This is a genomic window from Pseudomonas sp. BW7P1, from assembly GCF_024981055.1.
GTDB classification, from domain to species: domain Bacteria; phylum Pseudomonadota; class Gammaproteobacteria; order Pseudomonadales; family Pseudomonadaceae; genus Aquipseudomonas; species Aquipseudomonas bananamidigenes.
The window spans coordinates 4,494,070-4,519,711 of sequence record NZ_CP103374.1 but is presented as its reverse complement, the minus strand read 5'-3'; the positions used below and the strand labels follow the sequence as shown (position 1 = coordinate 4,519,711).

Genomic DNA, 25,642 nt, shown 5'->3' with positions numbered 1-25,642 from the left:
CTACGTAATGGATCCGATGTGTTCCTGGTGCTGGGGATTTGCCCCGGTCGCCAAGGCATTGGTGGAGCAGGCGCAGGCCGCCGGCGTGGAACTGCATCTGGTGGTCGGCGGGTTGCGCACCGGCAGTGGTGCGGCGCTGGAGCCGACGACCCGGCGCTACATTCTCGAACACTGGCAGGCGGTCACCAAGGCCACCGGCCAGCCGTTCAAGTTCGAAGGTGCGTTGCCGGACGGTTTTGTCTACGACACCGAGCCTGCCTGCCGGGCCATCGTCACCGCGCGCAGCCTCGCGCCGGATTGCGCATGGACACTGCTTGGCCTGATCCAGCACGCCTTCTACGCCGAAGGTCGCGATGTCACCCGCGCCAGCGTGCTGGTGGAGCTGGCGGAAAAGGCAGGCGTGCCACGCATCGAATTCGCTGCGTTGTTCGATCGTGCCGAACAGCACGAGGCCACATTGGCCGACTTCAACTGGGTTCAGGATCTGGGCATTGCCGGATTTCCGACCCTGCTCGCCGAACGCAATGGCCAACTCGCGTTGCTGACCAACGGCTACCAGCCGCTCAGTGAGTTGTCACCGTTACTCGGTCGATGGCTGGAGCGCGCCGCCTGTGTCTGACCCCGCCGAGGACACGCCAGCCGTCAAGCGTGTCGACCGGCTGAGCTGGGCAGAAGTCCGGCGTCTGGCACTTCATCACAAAAAATCCCTGTGGATCGCCAACGGCGTGGCCGTACTGGCGACGCTGTGCAGCGTGCCGATTCCACTCCTGTTGCCGTTGCTGGTGGACGAAGTCCTGCTCGGTCGTGGCGATGCGGCGCTGAAAGTCATGAACCATGTGCTGCCGACCCCGTGGCAGCAGGCGGCAGGCTACATCGGCCTGATGCTGGTGGTGACCCTGACTCTGCGTTGCAGCGCCCTGTGTTTTGGCGTGTTGCAGGCCCGGCTGTTTGCGCGGCTGGCCAAGGACATCGTCTATCGCATTCGCGTACGCCTGATCGAAAGACTCAAGCGCATCTCCCTTGGCGAATACGAAAGCCTGGGCAGCGGCACGGTGACCACGCACCTGGTGACCGATCTCGATACCCTCGACAAGTTTGTCGGCGAAACCCTCAGTCGTTTCCTGGTGGCGATGCTGACCCTGGTCGGCACCGCCAGCATCCTGATGTGGATGCACTGGAAACTGGCACTGCTGATCCTGCTGTTCAACCCGCTGGTGATCTACGCCACCGTGCAACTGGGCAAACGGGTCAAGCACCTGAAGAAACTGGAAAACGACAGCACCTCGCGTTTCACCCAGGCCTTGAGCGAAACCCTCGACTCGATTCAGGAAGTACGGGCCGGCAATCGTCAGGGTTACTTTCTCGGGCGTCTCGGTCTGCGGGCCCAGGAAGTGCGCAACTACGCAGTCAATTCGCAGTGGAAGACCGATGCCTCGAACCGCGCCAGTGGTCTGCTGTTCCAGTTCGGCATCGATATTTTCCGCGCGGCGGCGATGCTCACGGTGTTGTTCTCCGACCTGTCCATCGGCCAGATGCTCGCGGTATTCAGCTACCTGTGGTTCATGATCGGCCCGGTCGAGCAACTGCTGAACCTGCAATACGCGTATTACGCGGCGGGCGGTGCGCTTTCGCGGATCAACGAACTGCTGGCCCGTGCCGACGAGCCGCAATATCCGGGCGGCGTCGACCCGTTCAAGGGCCGCGAGACCGTCGGCATCGAAGTGCAGGGCCTGAGCTTTGGTTACGGCGATGAGCTGGTGCTGGATCAGATGAACCTGTCCATCGCGCCGGGCGAGAAAGTGGCAATCGTCGGCGCCAGCGGCGGCGGCAAGAGCACCCTCGTGCAATTGCTGCTGGGCCTGTACACGCCGCTGGCCGGTACCATTCGTTTCGGCGGATCGACCCAGCAGGAAATAGGCCTGGAAACGGTCCGGGAAAACGTCGCAGTCGTGCTGCAACACCCGGCACTGTTCAACGATACCGTGCGCGCCAACCTGACCATGGGCCGCACCCGCAGCGACGAAGCGTGCTGGCAGGCCCTGGAAATCGCCCAGCTCGAGCCTGCCATCCGCGCGCTGCCGGACGGACTGGACAGCATCGTCGGTCGTTCCGGGGTGCGCCTGTCCGGTGGTCAGCGGCAAAGGCTGGCGATTGCACGGATGATCCTCGCCGAGCCGAAGGTGGTGATCCTCGACGAAGCCACCTCGGCCCTCGACGCCGCCACCGAATACAACCTGCATCAGGCCATGGCGCAGTTCCTCCATGGTCGTACCACGCTGATCATTGCCCACCGCCTGTCAGCGGTGAAACAGGCGGACCGGGTGCTGGTGTTCGACGGCGGACAGGTTGCCGAGGATGGCGACCATCAGCAACTGATTGCCGATGGTGGGTTGTACGCCAAGCTGTATGGGCATCTACAGTCTCTCTCGGCCATCCCATAGCACTTGCAGTGCGTTTGCTTCGCCTCTATGCCCGAACTCCTTCATGACGAGCGAGCATGATCCGCATGGGGGCATCGTGGTAGCGATGGTCACTGATCTCAACTCTTGTGGGTCGGGGTATTTATCGCGGATCACGCGAATCAACTTGCTTTCGCTGTCCAGGGAGGTGGGCTTGGTTGCCAGTCTCGGTGTGTAAGAATCGATGTTCTCGATGGTCCGTGGGATTGCTGCCAGGCGCCCTGTATCTGTCAATTGCAGATCCGTCTTGTCAACAATCAGGTTGAAGTCGACGTTGACGTAAATCGTGTCGCCGATCTTCGCCTGATTGGCGCCCAGGTGCCGAAACAGGGGCAGGTGTTTGGTTGTGCCTTGAGCGCCGGAAACACTGACGTAAACTTCTCGCACGTCTTTTGCGTTGATGACCTCGGCATACGCAATGTTGCGGGGATAGCGTGTACGGTCGAATCGGCTCAGTAGATGTTGAAGTCTTTGCATCGCGGCATCGATGCGCAACGACGCATTGGTAACCGGCGGGTTGATTGTCGGTGATAGAAACAGAATGTCGAAAATCTCCGCCGTTCGCTGCCGCAAAACCTCAGGAGCGTTCTTGCTTCGTGCCCACGTTGTGGCACCTTCGGCGCGCCTTGCTATGACCATTCGCGTTGAGTGGTCGAACATCAGTGCTTCACCGGGGCTGGTGTCCACTTTCAGCCATTTCATTTCGGCAGGCGGATTGGCAGTCGTGCCGAGTGGAATAGCGATCTCATCCATGGTTCTCAGAGCGCGCTCGACCTCGGGAACCGTGTGGATCCGCGCTGTGTTGTTGGCATTGAGCGACCCGGTATAAACCTTCTTCAGCTCATCGGCGAGTTCTGTGGGTAAGGTTTGTGATTGGCGCAACACCAGTGGGTCGGAAAAAGCCTGTCCGGGCAAGCGTTCGGCGACGTAAAAATCCCCGGCGTTGAGGCGGGTGAATACATAGTGCTTCGAGTCATCTATCGCGGGAACGATGATCGCTCCGACTTCAAGCATATCGAACTTATTTGAGTGATCGTAGGGCAGGCGAACCTTGATGCGTGCGTAGATTCCCTTTTGAAATTCCAATGATGCATTGAGTTGCTTGTAGGTCTTGATGGCGCTTGTCAGTAATGGCTGCGAGGAGATGGCCGGTGTGTAAATGGTATCGCCGAACCATGGCGCCCATCCCTTGCTTGTGTCCTGACTGTTCGGGGCAGGCGTCGGTGCTGGAGTCCGGGTGACATAACTCGTTCTGCATACATCGCTGCCCGGTGTTCGTCGCGCCCGGCAAGGTATGGATTTGAACATCGACTTTTCATCGATCAGGTCCGCGCGGCGCAGTTGATCGCCGTCCAGACGATAGGGAATATCATCGATCAGCAGGGTGGTGCGCCCGTCGATTTCGAGTATTTCACGGACGCTGGCCTGTTCAGGGATTTCAGCGCGCACATGAAGTTTGCCGGGGGGGAGCGTGGTGAAGCCGGATCGACCTGGCATGAGTTGCTTTCGATGGTTGAACAGGCGCGGTCCGTAAGGAAGGGACGTCACCGGGTCGACGAGGTGGAGCCGCTTCAGGTCTGTCGAGCTTGTGTGTCGTACCAGCACATCATCGATACCTCTGACAGATGCCAGTCGATCTCCCTGATTCAGTGCTTTCCAGCTCCCCGGATCGATGGTCTGCGGCAAGTTATTGACCAGTCGGTAGCTGTCAGCATGGCTCGCCAGCTTTTTTATTCCGCTCACAGTCAGACGTCCCACCCCCAGCAGCCCTCGGCCAACGCCGCTGACAGTCGACTTGAGCAACGTCGGAACGCCGCTCAACGGGTTCAGATTGCTCACCGTCGCCGTCAGGAGCTTGTGAGTCAGCGTCGAAAAGGACGGCAGGCTCGCTTTGACGGCCATGCGGGAGGCTGAGTTCGCTACGCGGATCAGTCGTACTGTTCCCGAAATGAACTTCCCGACGGGAAAGAGGAAAGAAGCGAGGTCCAGCAGAAGTCCGCCTCCGCCCATGACCTTTTGGGTGGTGTCGTCCGACAGAAGATCCTCAATGCTGCCCCAGAATGGTACGAATCCTTTGACGATGGTCAGAAATGTATTCAGTCGTTGTTCGCTTCTGGCCCTCAGGGTATCGAAGACCGTCATGCCTCGGGCCTGGGTGTGCAAATGCTTTTCATCGACATAGAGGTAGTTCGCCGCAATGTACTCAGCCACCGCATTAAGGCGAGAGGATGTCGGAGCCGTTGTTTCACTGGACGGCAAGGCTGCGGGCATCTGACCCACTGTATCGAGAAAGCCAATGTAGTACTGCTGGTCAGAGGGCGTCTTGCCATTCAAGTGGGCAAGCCAGTCGAGGAGAAGGGTCGTGGAGAGATTCCGTTCGGGGGAATAGGTTTGCCCGGGGATCGATGCGTGCAGGGGAAATTCGGTGCGTACGCCATTGACAGTCGAAGATCTCAGGCCGATTCGGCGACGAATGACGCCGGCACTCGGGATGAGTTCGTAATAGCTGATTTCATCATCGCAGGTCGCTTGTAGAACGAAGCCCTTTCTCGCCCGGACATCGTCTGACTTTCCTTCTTTTATGAGGGTCTGACGCAGACCCAGTACTTTGATGGATCCTCTTTCCAGCGTTTGGCGCTCAGCCGATGGCAACGACGTGAGCAGGCTCAGGATCAAGGTCTGATAGGCCGATCTGATAGTTGCCAGATGATTCTTGAAATCGGCTTCGAATTGCTCGTTGACATCCGGTAGCGTTTTACCGGTGTGGCTTCGAATGGTTCCGCCGGTAAACATCTGCCGGTAAATGCCGTGGACTTTGCGCTCCGAGTAAAAACGCCGGTTTTCATCGATTCGGAATGTTTCGGGGGTCCGGGTCTTTCCATCCGGTTCGGTTAAAAAATATCGTTTGCCATCATCGAGCTGTCCATCGGCATAGAGATCGAGAAAACCGTACCCCTCCCGTTTCAGTGACGGCATGTCTCTGAAACCCAGTGCGGCTGGTGTGTCGTCCCGCAGGAGCTTGCGCCCGTCGGTCTCCAGAACATGGCTGCCCAGGGCATCATCTTTCATTCGTTTAGCCATCTGCAATCTGTCCGGCGGGCGTAGTTCCAGTGACTGCACCGCCTTGTTCAGGCTTTCATTCTGGCTTTCCAGCGCCGCCAATGCCCGTTTGATTTCCTCTTCGTTGTAATCGGCCGCTGCTCGTGGTTGAACGATGCCCATGCAGACTGCCCAATCGAGCGCAGGGCTCAATCTCAGACGCGTAATCCTTTCAAGCTCCTCGGTCGAAGCGTTGATGCTGTGTTCCAGAGGCAGATTGACAAGCTGTTGAAAAGACAGCGGTTGCGGACTGCCAAGGTCGAGTTCGTCAGCCAGCAGCACGCCGTGCATGAAATTGACCCACACCACCGAGCTCTTGTAGCGAAGATCGGGTGGGACATCGGCGACCTGGAAGTCTTTCGACAGCCGGGTCTGGTAAATGTGTGCCAGTACTATCGACTCGTTGGTGGTGGCGACTCGCTTTGTTTGCAGCAGGTGCCGGGCGAAATCATCGCGCAGGGTCTGGTAGCTTTTGCCCCAATGCACCGGATCCTGCCAGCGGAAGCCGGCGAGTTCTGGAGATTCAACGGATGATGGTGCATGCAGGTAAAGGCAGATGGCCTTGCACAGCAGTTGGTTGCGTACTGAAGCAGGCGTTTGTTCTCCGGGGCGCGCGCCGTACCACTTGAGGGCCTTCAGCAGCCGGTCTGCCAGGTCTTGTGCCGGTACCGCGTCCAGCATCTGCTGAAGAAATACCGAAGGTGTCGCGCGAACTTCTTCGGTGGAGGGAGGAAACAGTACTTCGGCACCCAGACGACGAATCAGCATGGGGCTGCCGGACATGAAGCTTTTTACGGTGGCCGTGATTTGCGCATTGATGAGTTTTGCCTTGTAACTTTCCAGGGTATCGGTGGGGGCAGCACCGGGGGACGCGCGGCGCAAGGCATTGAAGCGTTTCCGCTCCCTGGCCGTGGGTTGCACGAAACCCTCTATATCCGGGCCGTTGTCGAGCCCCAGTGCCTGGCGGGCACGCAGTTCCCTGGCGGCTGACGTCTCGGTTGCATCAGTAGTAGTCTCTGTCACGTCGCACTCCTTCGCATGGGTTCCTGTTACGGAAATGGGAATACGCAGTAAAACGATCGGATGCCCTGTGTTGGCGGTACATATCTATGCGTGTCGCTTGTGCTGTACTGAGGCTGATCCGCCGCTTGCCGGAACCGGGATCGCCTCCTAGTCTTGGGGGGATGCTCGCAAAGAGAAGGACGACCAGGCAGTGCTCATGCAAGGAATCCCATGAAGCAAAAGCGGACTCTCGGAACGCCTCGGTTGCTGGGCATCGTCTGGCCATTCATCGCCGTCGTGTTGTTTCAGGCGTTGCTGGGGGGCGTGAGTCTTTACGTCTTGTCAGCCGTTCGTGGCTATGTGGCGGGCGAGAGCCTATGGTCCAAGGGCCAGAAGGACGCCATCTATTACCTCAATCTGTATGCCGACAGCCGTGACGAGGCGATCTATCTCAAATATCAGGGCGCAATCGCCGTGCCGCAGGGCGGCCACCAGTTGCGTCTCGCGCTGGACCGACAGCCACCCGACCTGCAGGCGGCCCGCGAGGGTATTCTCAAGGGCGGCAACCATCCGGACGACGTCTCCAGCCTGATCTGGCTGTACCTCAATTTCCGTCACTTCAGTTATCTGGAAACCGCCATTGACCGCTGGACGCTGGGGGACGCCTATCTGGTAGAACTCGACGACGTGGCGCAGGAGATGCATCGGCGTATCACCGCCAACGCTGCCACCGAGGCCGATATCCGGCGCTGGAAGGACCGGATCTTTGCGATAAACGATGGCGTGACTCCGGCGGCAAAGGCCTTCAGCGATGCTCTGGGCGAAGGCTCACGGGTCATCCTGCGCCTGCTGCTGTTCACCAACTTAGCCACGGCGCTGGGCCTGATCGTGCTGGCGCTGCTGCGAACCCGCAAACTGCTCAAGCAGCGGCATGCCTTTGCCGAGGCCCTGCAGCTGGAAAAGGACCGGGCCCACATCACCTTGCAGTCGATTGGCGACGGGGTGATCACCACCGATGTCAGCGGCGCCATCGAATACATGAACCCTGCCGCCGAAGCCTTGACGCACTGGAAGGCCGAGCAGGCGGCCGGGCTGCCATTGGCGGCGCTGTTCAATCTTCTGGACGACAATGCGCAGACCGAAGGGCAGACCCTGATCGAGCATATTCTCAGCGGTCGACTCATTGGCGGCAGCGAACATTCCAAACTGATTCAGCGTCTGGATGGCAGCACCGTATCGGTGACACTGGTGGGAGCACCGATCCGCAATGCCGACAAGGTCAGCGGTACGGTGCTGGTGCTGCATGACATGACCCAGGAGCGGCAATACATCGCCAATCTGTCGTGGCAGGCGACCCACGATGCGCTGACCGGCCTGGCCAATCGCCGCGAATTTGAATATCGCCTGGAACAGGCGTTGCACAACCTCGCCCGCCAGCCCGGCCGGCATGCGCTGATGTTCCTCGATCTGGACCAGTTCAAGCTGGTCAACGATACCTGCGGGCATGCTGCAGGTGACGAGTTGCTGCGTCATATCTGCGCCTTGCTGCAGTCAGGTCTGCGCGAGGGGGACACGCTGGCCCGGCTGGGAGGCGACGAGTTCGGCATCCTGCTGGAAAACTGTGCGCCGGAAGCGGCCGAGAAAATTGCCGAAGGGCTGCGTCAGACGGTGCAGAACCTGCATTTCGTCTGGAAAGGGCGACCGTTCCTGACCACCGTCAGTATTGGTCTGGTGCATGTCGCGCAGACTCCGACCACATTGGAAGCCTCGCTGCGGGCGGCCGACATGGCCTGCTACATGGCCAAGGAAAAAGGCCGCAACCGGGTGCAGGTCTACCATGCCGACGATTCGGAACTGTCTTTGCGCTTTGGCGAGATGGCCTGGGTGCAGCGTCTGCACATGGCTCTGGAAGAAAACCGCTTTTGTCTCTATGCCCAGGAAATCGCCCCGCTGGGCTCGGCTGTCGGCGGTACCGGCGGGCACATCGAGATCCTCCTGCGTCTGCACGATGAAGCGGGGCGGATGATTCTTCCGGACAGTTTCATTCCGGCGGCCGAGCGCTACGGTTTGATGTCATCGCTCGATCGTTGGGTCGTGCAGAATGTATTCAGGGTTATTGCTCAATGTATTAATGATAAGTGCGAACGACCTTTGGCAATGTGTGCGATTAATCTTTCAGGCATTACTATCGGAGATGACGCTTTCTTGCACTTTCTTCGAGAGCAGTTTGATAACTATGGCGTTCCGCCTGAAATGATTTGTTTTGAAATTACAGAAACCAGCGCCATTGCGAATTTGGGTAGTGCAATCCGATTTATCAATGAACTCAAAGGCTTGGGTTGTTATTTCTCGCTTGATGATTTTTGTGCCGGAATGTCTTCATTCGCTTATCTGAAACATTTGCCTGTAGACTTCCTGAAGATCGACGGGAGTTTCGTAAAGGATATGCTGGACGACCCGATTAACCGCGCCATGGTCGAAGTGATCAATCACATCGGGCATGTCATGGGTAAGCAGACAATTGCCGAGTTTGTAGAAACAGCGCAGATCGAGCAGGCATTGCTTGAAATCGGTGTGGATTACGCTCAGGGTTATGTCATCGAACGCCCGCAATTGTTTACCTGTGACAGTTTGCAAAGTCGGCCCGCCAGGCCGCAGCCGCTGTTGTTCAAGGCGCCTGGCACGTTCCGTTGAAATCTCTCGCCGATCCTTAAAATCACAAATCAAAAGGAGCCGAACAGTGATCGACACATTCAACCGAACCGGACCACTCATGGAAGCTGCAAGTTATCCTGCCTGGGCGCAACAACTGATCCAGGACTGCAGCGAGAGCAAGCGCCGGGTTGTCGAACATGAACTTTACCTGCGCATGCGTGATAACAAGCTCAGCGCCAGAACCATGCGTCAGTACCTGATCGGGGGCTGGCCCGTGGTTGAGCAATTCGCGTTGTACATGGCGCAGAATCTCACCAAGACCAAATTTGCCCGCCATCCCGGGGAAGACATGGCGCGGCGCTGGCTGATGCGCAACATCCGCGTCGAACTCAACCATGCCGACTACTGGCTGAACTGGAGTCGTGCCCACGGTGTAAGCCTGGAAGACCTGCAGGCCCAGCAAGTACCGCCGGAACTGCATGCCCTGAGTCACTGGTGCTGGCACACCAGCTCGGCGGATTCGCTGATCGTCGCCATCGCCGCCACCAACTATGCAATCGAAGGCGCGACCGGGGAGTGGTCGGCGCTGGTCTGCTCGACCGGTGTATATGCCGCCGCGTTCCCGGAAGAAGACCGCAAGCGGGCAATGAAGTGGCTGAAGATGCACGCCCAGTATGATGATGCTCATCCCTGGGAGGCGCTGGAAATCATCTGCACCCTGGCGGGGATGAACCCGAGCCGGGCATTGCAGACGGAGCTGCGTCAGGCCATCTGCAAGAGCTACGACTACATGTACCTGTTCCTCGAACGCTGCATGCAACTTGAGCTGGCGGAGCGGGTAATGGTCGGTCGCGAGCGGCGGGCACTGGTCGAAAGCTAGTTTCGGCAGCACCCATACAAAGCGGGAGTCCCATGGACTCCCGTTTTTTGTCTGTCGGACGGTTTTTCTAGCCGGCCATTGTCAGGCGGTTGCGCCCTTCGCGCTTGGCCACATACAACGCGCTGTCGGCGCGACGCAGCAGGCTGTCGGCCGATTCGCCCGGCAGCAGGGTTGCGCAGCCGAGGCTCACGGTCAGCTCGATCAATTGGCCGTCGGCGTAATAGTCCTGGGCCTGCGTTGCATAACGCAGACGCTCGCCGACCATCGCTGCGGCTTCGCGGCTGGTGTTGGACAGCAGAATCAGAAACTCTTCCCCGCCGTAACGGAACACCATGTCGACGTTGCGCAACTGGTCCTTGATCGATGCCGCAACGGCTTTGAGCACCTCATCGCCGGCGCCGTGGCCATGATGGTCATTGACCTGCTTGAAGTGGTCGATGTCCAGCATCAGCACCGACAGAGGCTGCAGGTGACGCCGGGACATCTCGATCTCCCGTTGCAGGGTCTGCTCCATGGCGATGCGGTTACCGGTGCCGGTCAGCGGATCGCGCAGGGCCGTTTGCGTGGCGACGCGATAGAGCAGAGCGTTGCGCATGGGATACAGCAGGGACGACAGGAGCGATTCGAAATTGCCCAGTTCGTGTTCACTGAACCGTTGATTGCGGCGGAACACCAGCTCACCCATATGCTCGCCTTCGTGGCTGAGGCTGTAGCTGACGGAGTGGTGGCCGCGGGCGCCAAACTCCAGGCGCAAATCGCTGCCATTGTGCACGTAGGTCATGGCGTCCAGCGGCACCAGACGCTGAACTTCACGGAAGAACAGACCGAGGATACGTTGAGGTTCGAGGCTGGTTTGCAGTTGCAGGCTCATTTGCTGGCGCAATTGCGCCAGGCTGACAGGTCGCTGCAACAGCGGAGGCAGCTGACCGAAGCCCAGGCGTTGCAATTTGGCACTGTCGAAGTCAATTGCAGTGGTCTGGGAAGGTGATTTCATATGGATTGAGCCCCTAAGCAGTAAGTCTGTCTTACAGGCTGGGTGAGAGCGGCTATGGGCGGCGCGTCATACTGATCCATCAGTCCCGTAGGACATTTGGTGTAAGTTTAGTCTGCCCGATGACAATTAGTCAGCTATCGAAATCAGGCCTTGCCCGACTGCCTTCAACCGGCGTGCTTTGAGGGAATGTAGAGCGAAAGTCGTGCCATTCAGTTCAGGTTTTATCAAAACCTTTGTGAATCAAAGAGTTGTAATCTGGGTGCTGGAAGGGGCGGTGGTTATTTGACTGAAAACGGCCTGCGCAAAGCGGCAAATGTATGCCGTGACGGGAACCCGCCACGGCCACAAAAGCGACGTATGGCATTACTGGGCGTTGAACGCCTGGCCATTGATGCCCGCGCTGTCGGGGCCCATCAGGTACAGATAGACCGGCATGATCTCTTCCGGAGTCGGGTTGTTCAGCGGATTTTCCCCCGGGTACGCCTGGGCGCGCATGCTGGTGCGGGTGCCGCCCGGGTTGATGCTGTTGGAGCGTACCGGCGCCACGCCGTCGACTTCATCGGCCAGCGTCTGCATCAGGCCTTCAGTGGCGAACTTCGACACGCCATAGGCACCCCAGTAGGCACGGCCCTTGCGGCCAACGCTGCTGGAGGTGAACACCACCGAGGCATCCTGCGACAGTTTGAGCAGCGGCAGCAGGGTGCTGGTCAGCATGAACATCGCGTTGACGTTGACCTGCATGACGCGCATGAAGTTTTCACCGGACAATTGTTCGATCGGCGTGCGTGGACCAATGATCGACGCATTGTGCAGCAGACCGTCGAGGTGGCCGAATTCGGTTTCGATCATCGCTGCCAACTCATCGTATTGATGGGGCAGGGCGGTTTCGAGGTTGAACGGGATCACGGCAGGCTGCGGATGTCCGGCCGCTTCGATCTCGTCATAGACCTGGGTCAGGTTGGCTTCGGTCTTGCCCAGCAACAGCACGGTTGCGCCGTGGGCTGCGTAGGTTTTCGCTGCAGCGGCGCCGATGCCCCGGCCGGCGCCGGTGACCAGAATGACCCGATCCTTGAGCAATTCGGGGCGAGCGGTGTAATCAAACATAAAAAACCTCTAATCCGTAAACGTCCGGTCATTCCCGTGCATTGCCCGGGAATGCGGCCATGACCGCGCTGCGGTGCGGGTCAGCAACTGCAGAGTGCGTTATCCAGCACCTTGCGCAACTCCAGCGGGTGATCCACCACCACGTCCGCGCCCCAATGCCGTGGGTTGTCGTCCGGATGGATATAACCGTAAGTCACGGCGACAGTCCGGGTGCCGGCGTCACGGCCGGACTCGATATCGCGCAGATCATCGCCGATAAACAGTACGGTCGACGGATCCAGATCAAGCATCTTGCAGGCAAGGTTCAGCATTTCGGGGTCCGGTTTGCTGTTCTTGACATGATCCGGGCAGATCAGCAACGACGAGCGCTCGGCCAGCCCCAGTTGCTGCATGATCGGCTCGGCGAAGCGCAGCGGCTTGTTGGTGACCACGCCCCAGACCAGATTGGCTTTCTCGATGTCAGCCAGCAGTTCGGCCATGCCGTCGAACAGCTTGCTGTGAACCGCGCAACCGGCGAGGTAGCGTTCGAGGAATTCGAGGCGCAATGGCTCGAAGCCCGGTGATTCCGGGTCCATCGAAAAGGTCACCGCCACCATGGCCCTGGCGCCGCCGGAAATCTCGTCGCGGATGTGTTTGTCGTTCATGGGCGGCAAGCCGCGATCCGCGCGCATCGCCTGGCAAATGGCGATGAAGTCCGGCGCGGTGTCGAGCAGAGTGCCGTCCATGTCGAAAAGGACTGCTCTGATGGCCATCGGCTTATTCCTCGCGCAGGGTCTGGATCATGTAGTTGACGTCAACGTCCGCCGACAGCTTGTAGTGTTTGGTCAGCGGGTTGTAGGTCAGACCGATGATGTCCTTGACGGTCAGGCCGGCCATGCGGCTCCAGGCGCCCAGTTCGGACGGGCGGATGAATTTCTTGAAGTCGTGGGTGCCGCGCGGCAGCAGCTTCATGATGTATTCGGCGCCGACGATGGCGAACAGGTAGGCCTTCGGGTTGCGGTTGATGGTGGAGAAGAACACCTGGCCGCCGGGCTTGACCATGCGGAAGCAGGCGCGGATCACCGAGGATGGATCCGGCACGTGTTCGAGCATTTCGAGGCAGGTCACCACGTCGAACTGCTCGGGCATTTCCTCTGCCAGGGCTTCGGCGGTGATTTGTCGGTATTCGACGTTCACACCGGATTCCAACTGATGCAGCTGTGCGACCGCCAGCGGCGCTTCCCCCATGTCGATGCCGGTCACGGTCGCGCCGCGCTGGGCCATGGCTTCGCTGAGGATGCCGCCGCCGCAGCCGACGTCGAGGACTTTCTTGCCGGCCAGATTGACGCGCTCGTCAATCCAGTTGACCCGCAGCGGGTTGATGTCGTGCAGCGGTTTGAATTCGCTTTCACGGTCCCACCAGCGATGGGCCAGTGCTTCGAATTTGGCGATTTCGGCGTGGTCGACGTTGCTCATGATTCAATCCTCGAAAAACTTGAAAAAGGCTGTAGCCCCGGCGTTTGTCCCGGGGTTGTTACGATTCGGTATGGCCGCTGATGCGCCGTCCCCAGGCCCGGGCGGTTTCGCCGAGCTGCTGTTCGTCCAGGCGCGTCAGGCGGCGGTCATCGAGCAACTGCTTGCCGGCGACCCACAGGTGTTTCACGCAGTCCCGCCCAGTGGCGTAAACAAGTTGCGAGACCGGGTCATAGACCGGTTGCTGGGCCAGGCCGGACAGGTCGAACGCGACCATGTCCGCGGCCTTGCCGAGCTCCAGGGAACCGGTTTCGGCTTCGATCCCCAGGGCCCGCGCACCGTTCAACGTGGCCATGCGCAGCGCCCGATGGGCATCCAGTGCGGTGGCCGAGCCGGCGACAGCCTTGGCCAGCAACGCTGCGGTGCGGGTTTCGCCCAGCAGGTCCAGATCATTGTTGCTGGCTGCGCCATCGGTGCCGATCGCGACGTTGACGCCGGCCTGCCAAAGGCGCTCCACCGGGCAGAAGCCGCTGGCCAGTTTCAGGTTCGACTCGGGGCAGTGGATCACGCTGGTGTTGCTTTCTACCAGCAACGCCAGGTCCTCATCGCTGATCTGGGTCATGTGCACGGCCTGGAAGCGCGGACCGAGCAGGCCCAGTCGGCCGAGACGGGCCAGTGGCCGTTCGCCGTGCTGTTCGAGCGCCTGTTGCACTTCGAAGGCGGTTTCGTGGACGTGCATGTGGATCGAGGCGTCCAGCTCTTCGGCGATCACGCGGATTTTTTCCAGGTTCTCGTCGCCCACGGTGTAGGGTGCATGAGGACCGAAGGTGATCTTGATGCGTTCGTGATGCTTCAGGTCGCCGAACAGCTCGACGCCCTGACGAATGGCTTCATCGGCGCTGGCGGCACCTGGAATCGGGAAATCGAGGATCGGTATGGCGATCTGTGCACGGATTCCGCTGTTGTGCACGCGCTCGGAGGCAACCTTCGGAAAGAAATACATGTCCGAGAAACAGGTGATGCCGCCTTTTATCTGCTCGGCGATGGCCAGGTCGGTGCCGTCACGCACGAAGGCTTCATCGACCCATTTGCCTTCGGCCGGCCAGATGTGGTTTTCCAGCCAGGTCATCAGCGGCAGATCGTCGGCCAGGCCGCGAAACAGGGTCATGGCCGCGTGGCCATGGGCGTTGATCAGACCGGGTGCGAGCAATACATCCGGCAATTCGCGGGTTTCGGCGGCATTGCACTTCAAGGCTTCGGCGCGCGGGCCGATGAACACGATGCGACCGTCGCGGATGCCCAGGCCATGCTCTTTGAGCACCACGCCTGCGGGTTCGACGGGGACCAGCCAGGTCGGCAGCAATAATAAGTCGAGCGCAATGGCAGGTTTCGGCATCGAGGTCGGTTCCAGTGCATTTGTAAAGGATGGCGAAGTATACCCGAGCGTCTTCGCGGGGGGATCGCTATAATCGGCGGCTTTTGTTCATGAGTGCGGGGTGAGGGATGCGCGATCGACTGTTGGCTGCGGAGAAAGTGAAGGCCATCGATTGGCGAGATGGCGCGCTCCACCTGCTGGATCAGCGCGTTTTGCCGTTCGAGGAAAACTGGATCGCCTACACCAGCGCCGCCGGCGTGGCCGAAGCGATTCGCTCGATGGTAGTGCGCGGTGCGCCGGCCATCGGCATCAGTGCGGCGTATGGCATCGTGCTGGCCGCTCGTGCCCGGATTGCCGAGGGTGGAGACTGGTACGCCGCGCTGGAGGAGGATTTCATGCTGCTGGCCGATTCCCGCCCGACGGCGGTCAATCTGTTCTGGGCATTGAACCGCATGCACGATCGGCTGGATCGCCTGAAAGACAATGCCGATCCGCTGGTGGCGCTCGAGGCTGAAGCCATTGCCATTCATGAAAGCGATCGTGAAGCCAATCTCACCATGGCGCAGCTCGGTGTCGACCTGATCCGCAAGCATCAGGGCAATGCTCAGGCGATTCTCACACATTGCAACACCGGCGCCCTGGCGACCGGCGGTTTCGGTACGGCTCTGGGCGTGATTCGCGCCGCATTCATCGAAGGCATGGTCGAGCGCGTTTATGCCGACGAAACCCGTCCGTGGCTGCAAGGCTCGCGTCTGACGGCGTGGGAGCTGGCCAACGAAGGCGTTCCGGTGACCCTCAATGCCGATTCCGCCGCCGCGCACATCATGAAAACCAAAGGCGTGACCTGGGTGATCGTCGGCGCGGACCGGATTACCGCCAATGGCGACGTGGCGAACAAGATCGGCACCTATCAACTGGCGGTCAACGCCATGCACCATGGTGTGCGCTTCATGGTGGTGGCGCCGAGTTCGACCATCGACATGAATCTGGCCAGCGGTGATGACATTCCGATCGAAGAGCGCGATGGCACCGAGCTGCTGGACGTCGGCGGCAAGCGTGTCGGGGCGGATGTCGAGGCGTTCAACCCGGTGTTCGACGTAACGCCGGCGGACCTGATCGATGCGATCGTCACCGAAAAAGGCATCGTCGAGCGCCCGGATACCGCGAAAATGGCCCAGTTGATGTGCCGCAAACGCCTGCATTAAGGGTGTTCATCGCCGGTTAAGCTGCCATCACTCCCACAGGTTTTGTGCCAGACATGGCCCCGGTGGGAGCTGGCTTGCCAGCGATGAGGCCCTGAAAGTCAATAAACATCCGCAATTTCAACTCGAAATTTGCATTCGCAGAAGCTCTAAGCCTCTCTCGTCCCCTTCAGGCCTGTCATCGGTCATCTAACTATGCTCCATGCGCATCTGGGGGATAGGTGCGTGGCGGCTCTTGTGATAACATCCGGCGTTTTCCGAGGCAGCCCCGCGGGGTTGTCTTCACTGCGCAAATCCATGGTTCAACTTGTTGATTTGTCGTAAGTCGCGGCATGGCACTCGGCCGGCCCCGACGAGCTTCGTTCATCCCATATGGATATGACGAAGTTTCACCAGAAAAAGGAATCAGGCTTCTCATGGGCGAACTGGCCAAAGAAATCCTCCCGGTCAATATCGAAGACGAGCTGAAACAGTCCTATCTCGACTACGCGATGAGCGTGATCGTCGGCCGTGCACTGCCGGATGCGCGTGATGGCTTGAAGCCTGTGCACCGTCGCGTACTGTTCGCGATGAGCGAGCTGGGCAACGACTTCAACAAGCCGTACAAGAAGTCTGCCCGTGTCGTCGGTGACGTGATCGGTAAGTATCACCCACACGGTGATACCGCGGTGTACGACACCATCGTCCGCATGGCCCAGCCATTCTCGCTGCGCTACCTGCTGGTGGACGGTCAGGGCAACTTCGGTTCGGTGGACGGCGACAATGCCGCGGCCATGCGATACACCGAAGTGCGCATGACCAAGCTGGCGCACGAGCTGCTGGCCGACCTGCACAAGGAAACCGTGGACTGGGTGCCGAACTACGACGGCACCGAATTGATCCCGGCAGTCATGCCGACCCGTGTCCCGAACCTGCTGGTCAACGGTTCCAGCGGTATCGCCGTGGGCATGGCGACCAACATTCCGCCGCACAACCTCGGTGAAGTCATCGACGGTTGCCTGGCGCTGATCGACAATCCCGAACTGACCGTCGACGAGCTGATGCAGCACATCCCCGGTCCGGACTTCCCGACGGCGGGGATCATCAACGGTCGCGCCGGCATCATCGAAGCCTATCGCACCGGTCGTGGCCGCATTTACATGCGTGCCCGTTCGATCATCGAGGACATCGACAAGGTCGGTGGCCGTCAGCAGATCGTCATCACCGAACTGCCTTATCAGCTGAACAAGGCGCGTCTGATCGAGAAGATCGCCGAGCTGGTGAAAGAGAAGAAACTCGAAGGCATCACCGAACTGCGCGACGAGTCCGACAAGGACGGTATGCGCGTCGTGATCGAGCTGCGTCGCGGCGAAGTGCCTGAAGTGATCCTCAACAACCTCTACGCCCAGACCCAACTGCAATCGGTATTCGGCATCAACATCGTTGCTCTGATCGATGGCCGTCCGCGGATCCTGAACCTCAAGGATCTGCTGGAAGCTTTCGTCCGTCACCGTCGCGAAGTCGTTACCCGTCGCACCGTGTTCGAACTGCGCAAGGCTCGCGAGCGTGGTCACATCCTCGAAGGTCAGGCCGTTGCCCTGTCGAACATCGACCCGGTGATCGCCCTGATCAAGGCTTCGCCGACGCCGTCGGAAGCCAAGGAAGCGCTGGTCAGCACGCCGTGGGAATCCAGTGCGGTGATGACCATGGTCGAGCGCGCCGGTGCCGATTCGTGCCGTCCGGAAAACCTCGATCCGCAGTACGGTCTGCGCGATGGCAAATACTTCCTGTCGCCGGAGCAGGCGCAAGCCATTCTGGAACTGCGTCTGCACCGTCTGACTGGTCTGGAGCACGAAAAGCTGCTGGCCGAGTATCAAGAGATCCTCAACCAGATCGGCGAGCTGATCCGCATCCTCAACAGCGCCACGCGCCTGATGGAAGTGATCCGCGAAGAGCTGGAAGTGATCCGTGCCGAATACGGCGACGTGCGCCGCACCGAAATCCTTGATGCCCGTCTCGACCTCACCCTGGGCGACATGATCCCGGAAGAAGAGCGTGTCGTGACCATTTCCCACGGTGGTTATGCCAAGACCCAGCCGCTGGCGGCGTACCAGGCCCAGCGTCGTGGCGGTAAAGGCAAGTCGGCGACCGGCGTGAAGGATGAGGACTATATCGCTCACCTGCTGGTTGCCAACAGTCACACCACGCTGCTGCTGTTCTCCAGCAAGGGCAAGGTGTACTGGCTCAAGACCTACGAAATTCCGGAAGCGTCCCGCGCCGCCCGTGGCCGTCCGCTGGTCAACCTGCTGCCGCTGGATGATGGCGAGTACATCACCACCATGCTGCCGGTCGAGGAATACACCGAAGGTCACTACATCTTCATGGCGACCGCCAACGGCACCGTGAAGAAGACGCCGCTGGAATCCTTCAGTCGTCAGCGCAGTGTCGGTCTGATCGCGCTGGAGCTGGACGAAGGCGACGTGCTGATCTCTGCGGCCATCACCGATGGCGAGCGTGAAGTGATGCTGTTCTCCGACGGCGGCAAGGTGACCCGCTTCAAGGAATCCGACGTTCGCGCCATGGGCCGTACCGCCCGCGGTGTGCGCGGCATGCGTCTGCCGGAAGGCCAGAAGCTGATTTCGATGCTGATCCCGGAAGAAGGCAGCCAGATTCTCACTGCTTCGGAACGTGGCTACGGCAAGCGCACCGCGATCACTGAGTTCCCTGAATACAAGCGTGGCGGCCAGGGCGTGATCGCCATGGTCAGCAACGAGCGTAACGGCCGTCTGGTCGGCGCGGTTCAGGTGCTCGACGGCGAGGAGATCATGCTGATTTCCGACCAGGGCACGCTGGTGCGTACCCGTGTTGACGAAGTCTCGAGCCTGGGGCGCAACACCCAGGGCGTGACCCTGATCAAGCTGGCCAAGGATGAAACCCTGGTCGGCCTGGAGCGAGTCCAGGAACCGTCGGAAGTCGAAGGTGACGAGCTTGAAGGTGAAGAGGGTGTCGGGCTGGAAGAAGGCGTGATCGGCGCCGAACCGGACGATGCGGTCGACAACCTGCAGGCGGACGCCGCAGACGAAGAAGAGTCGCAAGACTAACCCAATCGTAGCAGGGCAGAGTGTTTGCTCTGTCCGCTACCGTGATTCATAGCGAGAGTGGATGTGAGCAAACGAGCCTTTAACTTCTGCGCAGGTCCCGCTGCGCTGCCTGAAGCTGTCCTGTTGCGTGCCCAGTCCGAGATGCTCGACTGGCATGGCAAGGGTCTGTCGGTCATGGAAATGAGCCATCGTAGCGACGACTACGTGGCCATCGCCGAGAAGGCCGAACAGGACCTGCGTGACTTGCTGTCCATCCCCTCCAACTACAAAGTGCTGTTCCTGCAGGGCGGCGCGAGCCAGCAGTTCGCCGAGATTCCGCTGAACCTGCTGCCCGAGAACGGCACTGCCGACTATGTCGAGACCGGCATCTGGTCGAAGAAGGCCATCGAGGAAGCGCGTCGCTTCGGCAATATCAACGTGGCCGCCAGTGCCAAGCCTTACGATTACCTGGCCATTCCCGGCCAGAACGAATGGCAGCTGACCCCGGGTGCGGCCTATCTGCACTATGCGTCCAACGAAACCATCGGCGGCCTGCAGTTCGACTGGGTTCCCGAGACCGGTGACGTTCCGCTGGTGGTCGACATGTCTTCCGATATTCTCTCGCGTCCGATCGATGTGTCGCAGTACGGCCTGATCTACGCCGGCGCGCAGAAGAACATCGGTCCGAGCGGTCTGGTGGTCGTGATCGTCCGTGAAGATCTGCTGGGTCATGCCCGCAGCAGCTGCCCGACCATGCTCGACTACAAGATCTCGGCCGACAACGGTTCGATGTACAACACTCCGGCGACCTATTCCTGGTACCTCTCCGGCCTGGTTTTCGAATGGCTGAAGGAGCAGGGCGGTGTCGCTGCGATGGAGCAGCGCAACAAGGCGAAGAAAGATCGCCTGTACGGGTTCATCGACAGCAGCGATTTCTACACCAATCCGATCAGCACCAATGCCCGCTCCTGGATGAACGTGCCGTTCCGCCTGGCTGACGAGCGTCTGGACAAAGCGTTCCTGGCTGGCGCGGACGCCCGTGGCCTGCTCAATCTCAAGGGGCATCGTTCGGTGGGCGGCATGCGCGCCTCGATCTACAACGCGCTGGGTCTGGACGCTGTCGAAGCCCTGGTGGCCTACATGGCTGAATTCGAGAAGGAGCACGCCTGATGTCCGAACAGGAGCTCAAGGCGCTGCGTGTGCGCATCGACAACCTCGATGAAAAGATCCTCGAGCTGATCAGTGACCGTGCGCGCTGCGCCGAAGAAGTCGCCCGGGTCAAGATGGCCAGTCTGGCTGAAGGCGAGCAGCCGGTGTTCTATCGTCCGGAGCGCGAGGCGCAGGTCCTCAAGCGCGTGATGGAGCGCAACAAGGGGCCGCTGGGCAACGAAGAGATGGCGCGCTTGTTCCGCGAAATCATGTCTTCATGCCTGGCCCTCGAAAATCCGCTGAAAGTGGCTTATCTCGGCCCGGAAGGTACCTTCACGCAAGCGGCGGCCATGAAGCACTTCGGTCACGCCGTGATCAGCAAGCCGATGGCGGCGATCGATGAAGTGTTCCGCGAAGTGGCGGCCGGCGCGGTGAATTTCGGCGTGGTGCCGGTGGAAAACTCCACAGAGGGAGCGGTCAACCACACGCTCGACAGTTTTCTCGAGCATGACATGGTCATCTGTGGCGAAGTCGAGCTGCGGATTCACCATCACCTGTTGGTGGGCGAAAACACCAAGACCGACAGCATCAGTCGCATCTATTCCCACGCCCAGTCGCTGGCCCAGTGCCGCAAATGGCTGGACGCCCATTACCCGAACGTCGAGCGTGTGGCGGTGTCCAGCAACGCCGAAGCGGCCAAGCGGGTCAAGGGTGAGTGGAACTCGGCGGCGATCGCCGGTGACATGGCGGCAGGGTTGTATGGCCTGACCCGTCTGGCCGAGAAGATCGAGGACCGTCCGGACAACTCCACGCGCTTTTTGATGATCGGTAACCAGGAAGTGCCGCCGACCGGTGATGACAAGACCTCGATCATCGTGTCGATGAGCAACAAGCCGGGCGCGCTCCACGAACTGCTGGTGCCGTTCCATGACAACGGGATCGACCTGACCCGGATCGAAACCCGTCCGTCGCGCAGCGGTAAATGGACCTACGTGTTCTTCATCGACTTTGTCGGTCATCACCGTGATCCGCTGATCAAAGGTGTGCTGGAAAAGATCAGTCAGGAAGCAGTAGCACTCAAGGTGCTGGGTTCCTACCCGAAAGCAGTTCTTTAAGGGGTGGTAGCAATGAGTGGCAACTTCCTCGCTCTGGCGCAGCCGGGCGTGCAACAACTTTCACCATACGTTCCGGGCAAGCCCGTGGACGAGCTGGCGCGCGAGCTGGATCTGGATCCGGCCAGCATCGTCAAACTGGCGAGCAACGAAAACCCGTTGGGCGCCAGTCCGAAAGCGCTGGCCGCGATCCGCGAAGCGCTGGACGAACTGACCCGCTATCCCGACGGCAATGGCTTTGCACTGAAATCCCTGCTGGCCGAGCAGTGCCGCGTGGAGCTGAACCAGGTGACCCTGGGCAACGGCTCCAACGACATTCTCGAGCTGGTGGCGCGCGCCTACCTGGCACCGGGCCTGAATGCGGTATTCAGCGAGCACGCGTTCGCCGTCTACCCGATCGCCACACAGGCGGTCGGCGCTCAGGCCAAGGTGGTTCCGGCCAAGGAATGGGGACATGACCTGCCGGCGATGCTGGCGGCCATCGACGCCAACACGCGCGTCGTGTTCATTGCCAACCCGAACAACCCGACGGGCACCTGGTTCGGCGCCGAAGCGCTGGACGAGTTTCTGCAGGACGTGCCGGCGCATGTGCTGGTGGTGCTGGACGAGGCCTACATCGAATACGCCGAAGGCAGCGATCTGCCGGATGGCCTGGATTTCCTCGCGGCTTACCCGAATCTGCTGGTCTCGCGCACCTTCTCCAAGGCCTATGGCCTGGCGGCGCTGCGCGTTGGCTACGGTTTGTCCACACCCGTGGTGGCGGATGTGCTGAACCGCGTACGTCAGCCGTTCAACGTCAACAGTCTCGCGCTGGCTGCTGCCTGTGCGGCGTTGAAGGATGAGGAATATCTGGCGCAGAGCCGTCAGCTCAACGAGTCCGGTATGCAACAGCTGGAAGCAGGTTTTCGCGAGCTGGGCCTGGGCTGGATTCCGTCCAAGGGCAACTTTATCTGTGTCGATCTCGGTCGGGTGGCAGCTCCGGTCTTTCAGGGTCTGCTGCGCGAAGGCGTGATCGTGCGTCCGGTGGCCAACTACGGCATGCCGAACCACCTGCGAGTGACCATCGGTCTGCCGGCGGAAAACAGCCGCTTCCTTGAAGCGCTGCGCAAGGTTCTGGCTCGTGGGTGATGTCACTGCGCTGCAATCTGCTGCACCTATTATCGGGCGCCTGGTGGTGGTCGGTCTGGGGTTGATCGGCGGTTCGTTTGCCAAAGGCTTGCGTGAAAGCGGTTTGTGCCGCGAGGTGGTTGGTGTCGATCTCGACCCGCAATCGCGCAAGCTGGCGGTCGAGTTGGGCGTGGTGGATCGCTGCGAAGACGATCTGGTGACGGCTTGCCAGGGTGCGGACGTGATCCAGCTGGCGGTGCCGATCCTGGCGATGGAGAAAGTGCTGGCCCGTCTGGCCGGCATGGAACTGGGACAGGCCATCCTGACGGATGTCGGCAGCGCCAAAGGCAATGTGGTGCGCGCGGCGACCGAGGCGTTTGGCGGCATGCCGGCGCGTTTCGTGCCGGGGCATCCGATTGCCGGCTCCGAGCAAAGCGGGGTGGAAGCCTCCAATGCCGAGCTGTTCCGTCGTCACAAGGTGATACTCACCCCGCTGGAACAGACCGATCCGGCTGCCCTGGCGGTGGTTGATCGTCTGTGGCGCGAGCTGGGTGCCGATGTGGAGCACATGCAGGTCGCGCGTCACGACGAGGTGCTGGCCGCGACCAGTCATCTGCCGCATTTGCTGGCCTTCGGTCTGGTCGATTCATTGGCCAAGCGCAATGAAAATCTGGAGATCTTCCGTTACGCTGCGGGCGGTTTTCGCGATTTCACAAGAATCGCCGGAAGCGACCCGGTCATGTGGCATGACATCTTTCTCGCCAACCGCGAGGCTGTCCTGCGCACACTCGATACATTTCGCAGCGACCTCGACGCCTTGCGCGACGCGGTCGATGCAGGGGATGGGCACCAATTGCTGGGCGTCTTTACGCGCGCCCGGGTTGCCCGCGAGCATTTCAGTAAAATCCTGGCCCGCAGGGCCTATGTGGACGCTATGAATTCCAACGATCTGATCTTCCTGGCTCAACCTGGTGGCCGCCTGTCCGGTCGGATTCGCGTACCGGGTGACAAATCGATTTCCCACCGTTCGATCATGCTCGGCTCCCTGGCTGAAGGCGTCACCGAAGTCGAAGGCTTCCTCGAGGGCGAAGACGCCCTGGCGACCTTGCAGGCGTTCCGCGACATGGGCGTGGTCATCGAAGGCCCGCATCATGGCCGCGTGACCATTCATGGTGTCGGCCTGCACGGCCTGAAACCTGCGCCGGGCCCGATCTATCTGGGCAACTCCGGTACTTCGATGCGCCTGCTGTCCGGCCTGCTGGCTGCGCAGGACTTTGACAGCACCCTGACCGGCGATGCCTCGCTGTCCAAGCGTCCGATGAATCGCGTCGCCAACCCGCTGCGGGAAATGGGCGCCGTGATCGAAACCGCTGCCGACGGTCGTCCACCGATGACCATTCGTGGTGGTCACAAGCTCAAGGGTCTGACTTACACCATGCCGATGGCCAGTGCCCAGGTGAAATCCTGCCTGCTGCTGGCGGGGCTGTATGCCGAAGGCAAGACCACTGTCACCGAGCCGGCCCCGACTCGCGACCACACCGAGCGCATGCTGCGCGGCTTCGGCTATCAGGTCAGCGTCAACGGTGCCACGGCATCGGTCGAGTCCGGCGGCAAGCTGACCGCAACCCACATCGAAGTCCCGGGTGACATTTCGTCGTCGGCGTTCTTCCTGGTGGCGGCGTCGATCGCCGAAGGTTCCGAACTGGTGCTTGAACACGTCGGCATCAACCCGACTCGTACCGGTGTGATCGACATCCTGCGTCTGATGGGGGCTGACATCACCCTGGAAAACCAGCGTGAAGTGGGTGGCGAACCGGTTGCCGACCTGCGCGTACGAGCGGCTAAACTCAAGGGTATCGAGATTCCGGAAGCGCTGGTTCCACTGGCCATCGACGAGTTCCCGGTGCTGTTCGTGGCGGCCGCCTGTGCCGAAGGGCGTACCGTGCTGACCGGTGCAGAAGAGCTGCGTGTCAAGGAATCGGATCGTATCCAGGTCATGGCGGACGGTTTGCTGGCGCTGGGCGTCAAGTGCGAACCGACCCCGGACGGCATCATCATCGACGGCGGCCAGATCGGCGGCGGCGAAGTGCACGGTCATGGCGATCACCGTATCGCGATGGCTTTCAGCGTGGCCTCGTTGCGCGCCACTGCACCGATCCGCATCCATGATTGCGCCAACGTCGCGACATCGTTCCCGAACTTCCTGGCGCTGTGCGCGCAGGTCGGCATTCGTGTGGCGCAAGAGGCTCAGTCGTGAACAACATTGCTCCGGTCATTACCATCGATGGGCCAAGCGGCTCGGGCAAAGGCACCGTAGCCGGCATTCTGGCCAGGCGTCTGGGCTGGAACCTGCTGGATTCCGGTGCGCTGTATCGCCTGTTGGCGTTTGCTGCGCACAACCATGGTGTTGACCTGACCAATGAGGAACTGCTGAAAAAGCTGGCTGCCAATCTGGATGTGCAATTCATTGCGGCGACAGAAGGTCAGTTGCAGCGCATCATTCTTGAGGGTGATGAAGTCAGTGATGTCATTCGCACCGAAAGTGTCGGATCGGGTGCTTCTCAGGTCGCCGCATTGCCGGCGGTACGCGAAGCCCTGCTGCAGCGTCAGCGCGAATTCCAGGAAACGCCGGGGCTGGTGGCTGACGGACGTGACATGGGGACGGTGGTTTTTCCGAATGCACCCTTGAAAATATTTCTGACTGCGAGTGCCGAGGAGCGGGCGCGCCGCCGATATTTGCAGTTGAAGGGCAAAGGCGAGGATGTTAGTCTGTCGAGTCTGCTAGATGAGATCCGTGCGCGCGATGAGCGTGATACCCAGCGAGCGGTGGCCCCGCTCAAGCCGGCGGCCGACGCGATACAGCTGGATTCCACGGAGTTGTCCATCGATCAGGTGCTGGAACGCATCATGAGCGAGATCGCCATTCGCGATATCGCCGGGTGACCAGGAAGGCCGCAGGGGACCAGTCATAGCCCTGCGGTGGCTTCCTTTAA

At 60.3% G+C, this 25,642-nt stretch carries 17 protein-coding genes; 11 read left to right on the top strand and 6 right to left on the bottom strand.

Annotated features, from left to right (window positions below):
• Positions 1-16: 16 nt before the first annotated feature.
• Both NWV16_RS20265 and NWV16_RS20260 read left to right on the top strand, forming a co-directional pair.
• Positions 17-619, top strand: a complete 603-nt coding sequence (locus NWV16_RS20265) for a DsbA family protein (RefSeq protein WP_260523559.1) — start codon at positions 17-19, stop codon at positions 617-619.
• Positions 612-2,441 (top strand): ABC transporter ATP-binding protein, encoded by a 1,830-nt coding sequence (locus NWV16_RS20260; RefSeq protein ID WP_260520506.1) that lies wholly within the window; start codon positions 612-614, stop codon positions 2,439-2,441. The genes NWV16_RS20265 and NWV16_RS20260 overlap by 8 nt, the downstream gene beginning before the upstream one ends.
• On the opposite strand, the gene NWV16_RS20255 is transcribed toward NWV16_RS20260, so the two are convergent.
• Positions 2,415-6,581, bottom strand: a complete 4,167-nt coding sequence (locus NWV16_RS20255; RefSeq protein ID WP_260520505.1) for a hypothetical protein — start codon at positions 6,579-6,581, stop codon at positions 2,415-2,417. The two genes, NWV16_RS20260 and NWV16_RS20255, sit on opposite strands and share 27 nt — an antisense overlap.
• A gap of 210 nt (positions 6,582-6,791) precedes the next feature.
• Here NWV16_RS20255 and NWV16_RS20250 point away from each other — a divergent pair, with 210 nt between their 5' ends.
• Together NWV16_RS20250 and NWV16_RS20245 are read left to right on the top strand one after the other, a co-directional pair.
• A complete protein-coding gene (locus NWV16_RS20250; RefSeq protein WP_260520504.1) occupies positions 6,792-9,254 on the top strand; it encodes an EAL domain-containing protein in 2,463 nt (820 codons plus the stop codon).
• A 46-nt stretch (positions 9,255-9,300) separates the two neighbouring features.
• Positions 9,301-10,095: a TenA family transcriptional regulator gene (locus tag NWV16_RS20245; RefSeq protein WP_260520503.1), complete on the top strand. Its 795-nt coding sequence runs from the start codon at positions 9,301-9,303 to the stop codon at positions 10,093-10,095.
• A gap of 67 nt (positions 10,096-10,162) precedes the next feature.
• On the opposite strand, the gene NWV16_RS20240 is transcribed toward NWV16_RS20245, so the two are convergent.
• From NWV16_RS20240 to NWV16_RS20220, 5 genes are all read right to left on the bottom strand, one after another.
• The gene (locus NWV16_RS20240; RefSeq protein WP_260520502.1) at positions 10,163-11,089 is read right to left on the bottom strand and encodes a GGDEF domain-containing protein; all 927 of its coding nucleotides are present in this window, start codon (positions 11,087-11,089) and stop codon (positions 10,163-10,165) included.
• Between the two features lie 363 nt (positions 11,090-11,452).
• On the bottom strand, positions 11,453-12,193 hold the full coding sequence (locus NWV16_RS20235; protein WP_065257167.1) for a YciK family oxidoreductase: 741 nt from the start codon (positions 12,191-12,193) through the stop codon (positions 11,453-11,455).
• Positions 12,194-12,273: 80 nt separating this feature from the next.
• Complete coding sequence (mupP, locus tag NWV16_RS20230; RefSeq protein WP_260520501.1) at positions 12,274-12,945, bottom strand: N-acetylmuramic acid 6-phosphate phosphatase MupP; 672 nt, start codon at positions 12,943-12,945, stop codon at positions 12,274-12,276.
• A 4-nt stretch (positions 12,946-12,949) separates the two neighbouring features.
• Entirely contained in the window at positions 12,950-13,648 is a 699-nt protein-coding gene (gene ubiG, locus NWV16_RS20225; RefSeq protein ID WP_065257165.1) for a bifunctional 2-polyprenyl-6-hydroxyphenol methylase/3-demethylubiquinol 3-O-methyltransferase UbiG, read from the bottom strand.
• A 58-nt stretch (positions 13,649-13,706) separates the two neighbouring features.
• A complete protein-coding gene (locus NWV16_RS20220) occupies positions 13,707-15,041 on the bottom strand; it encodes a TRZ/ATZ family hydrolase (protein WP_260520500.1) in 1,335 nt (444 codons plus the stop codon).
• Between the two features lie 107 nt (positions 15,042-15,148).
• Between NWV16_RS20220 and mtnA the strand changes: the two genes are divergently transcribed.
• From mtnA to cmk, 7 genes are all read left to right on the top strand, one after another.
• Positions 15,149-16,225 (top strand): S-methyl-5-thioribose-1-phosphate isomerase, encoded by a 1,077-nt coding sequence (gene mtnA / locus NWV16_RS20215; RefSeq protein WP_260520499.1) that lies wholly within the window; start codon positions 15,149-15,151, stop codon positions 16,223-16,225.
• 413 nt (positions 16,226-16,638) lie between these two features.
• A complete protein-coding gene (gyrA, locus tag NWV16_RS20210; protein WP_260520498.1) occupies positions 16,639-19,302 on the top strand; it encodes a DNA gyrase subunit A in 2,664 nt (887 codons plus the stop codon).
• Positions 19,303-19,365: 63 nt separating this feature from the next.
• Complete coding sequence (gene serC / locus NWV16_RS20205; protein WP_260520497.1) at positions 19,366-20,451, top strand: 3-phosphoserine/phosphohydroxythreonine transaminase; 1,086 nt, start codon at positions 19,366-19,368, stop codon at positions 20,449-20,451.
• Complete coding sequence (gene pheA / locus NWV16_RS20200) at positions 20,451-21,545, top strand: prephenate dehydratase (RefSeq protein WP_065257160.1); 1,095 nt, start codon at positions 20,451-20,453, stop codon at positions 21,543-21,545. The genes serC and pheA overlap by 1 nt, the downstream gene beginning before the upstream one ends.
• A 12-nt stretch (positions 21,546-21,557) precedes the next feature.
• Positions 21,558-22,670 (top strand): histidinol-phosphate transaminase, encoded by a 1,113-nt coding sequence (hisC, locus tag NWV16_RS20195; protein WP_260520496.1) that lies wholly within the window; start codon positions 21,558-21,560, stop codon positions 22,668-22,670.
• Positions 22,671-22,698: 28 nt separating this feature from the next.
• A complete protein-coding gene (locus tag NWV16_RS20190; protein ID WP_260523558.1) occupies positions 22,699-24,906 on the top strand; it encodes a bifunctional prephenate dehydrogenase/3-phosphoshikimate 1-carboxyvinyltransferase in 2,208 nt (735 codons plus the stop codon).
• Positions 24,903-25,592 carry a (d)CMP kinase gene (gene cmk / locus NWV16_RS20185; protein WP_260520495.1) on the top strand — a complete coding sequence of 230 codons (690 nt, stop codon included), beginning with the start codon at positions 24,903-24,905 and terminating at the stop codon, positions 25,590-25,592. The genes NWV16_RS20190 and cmk overlap by 4 nt, the downstream gene beginning before the upstream one ends.
• Positions 25,593-25,642: the final 50 nt, after the last annotated feature.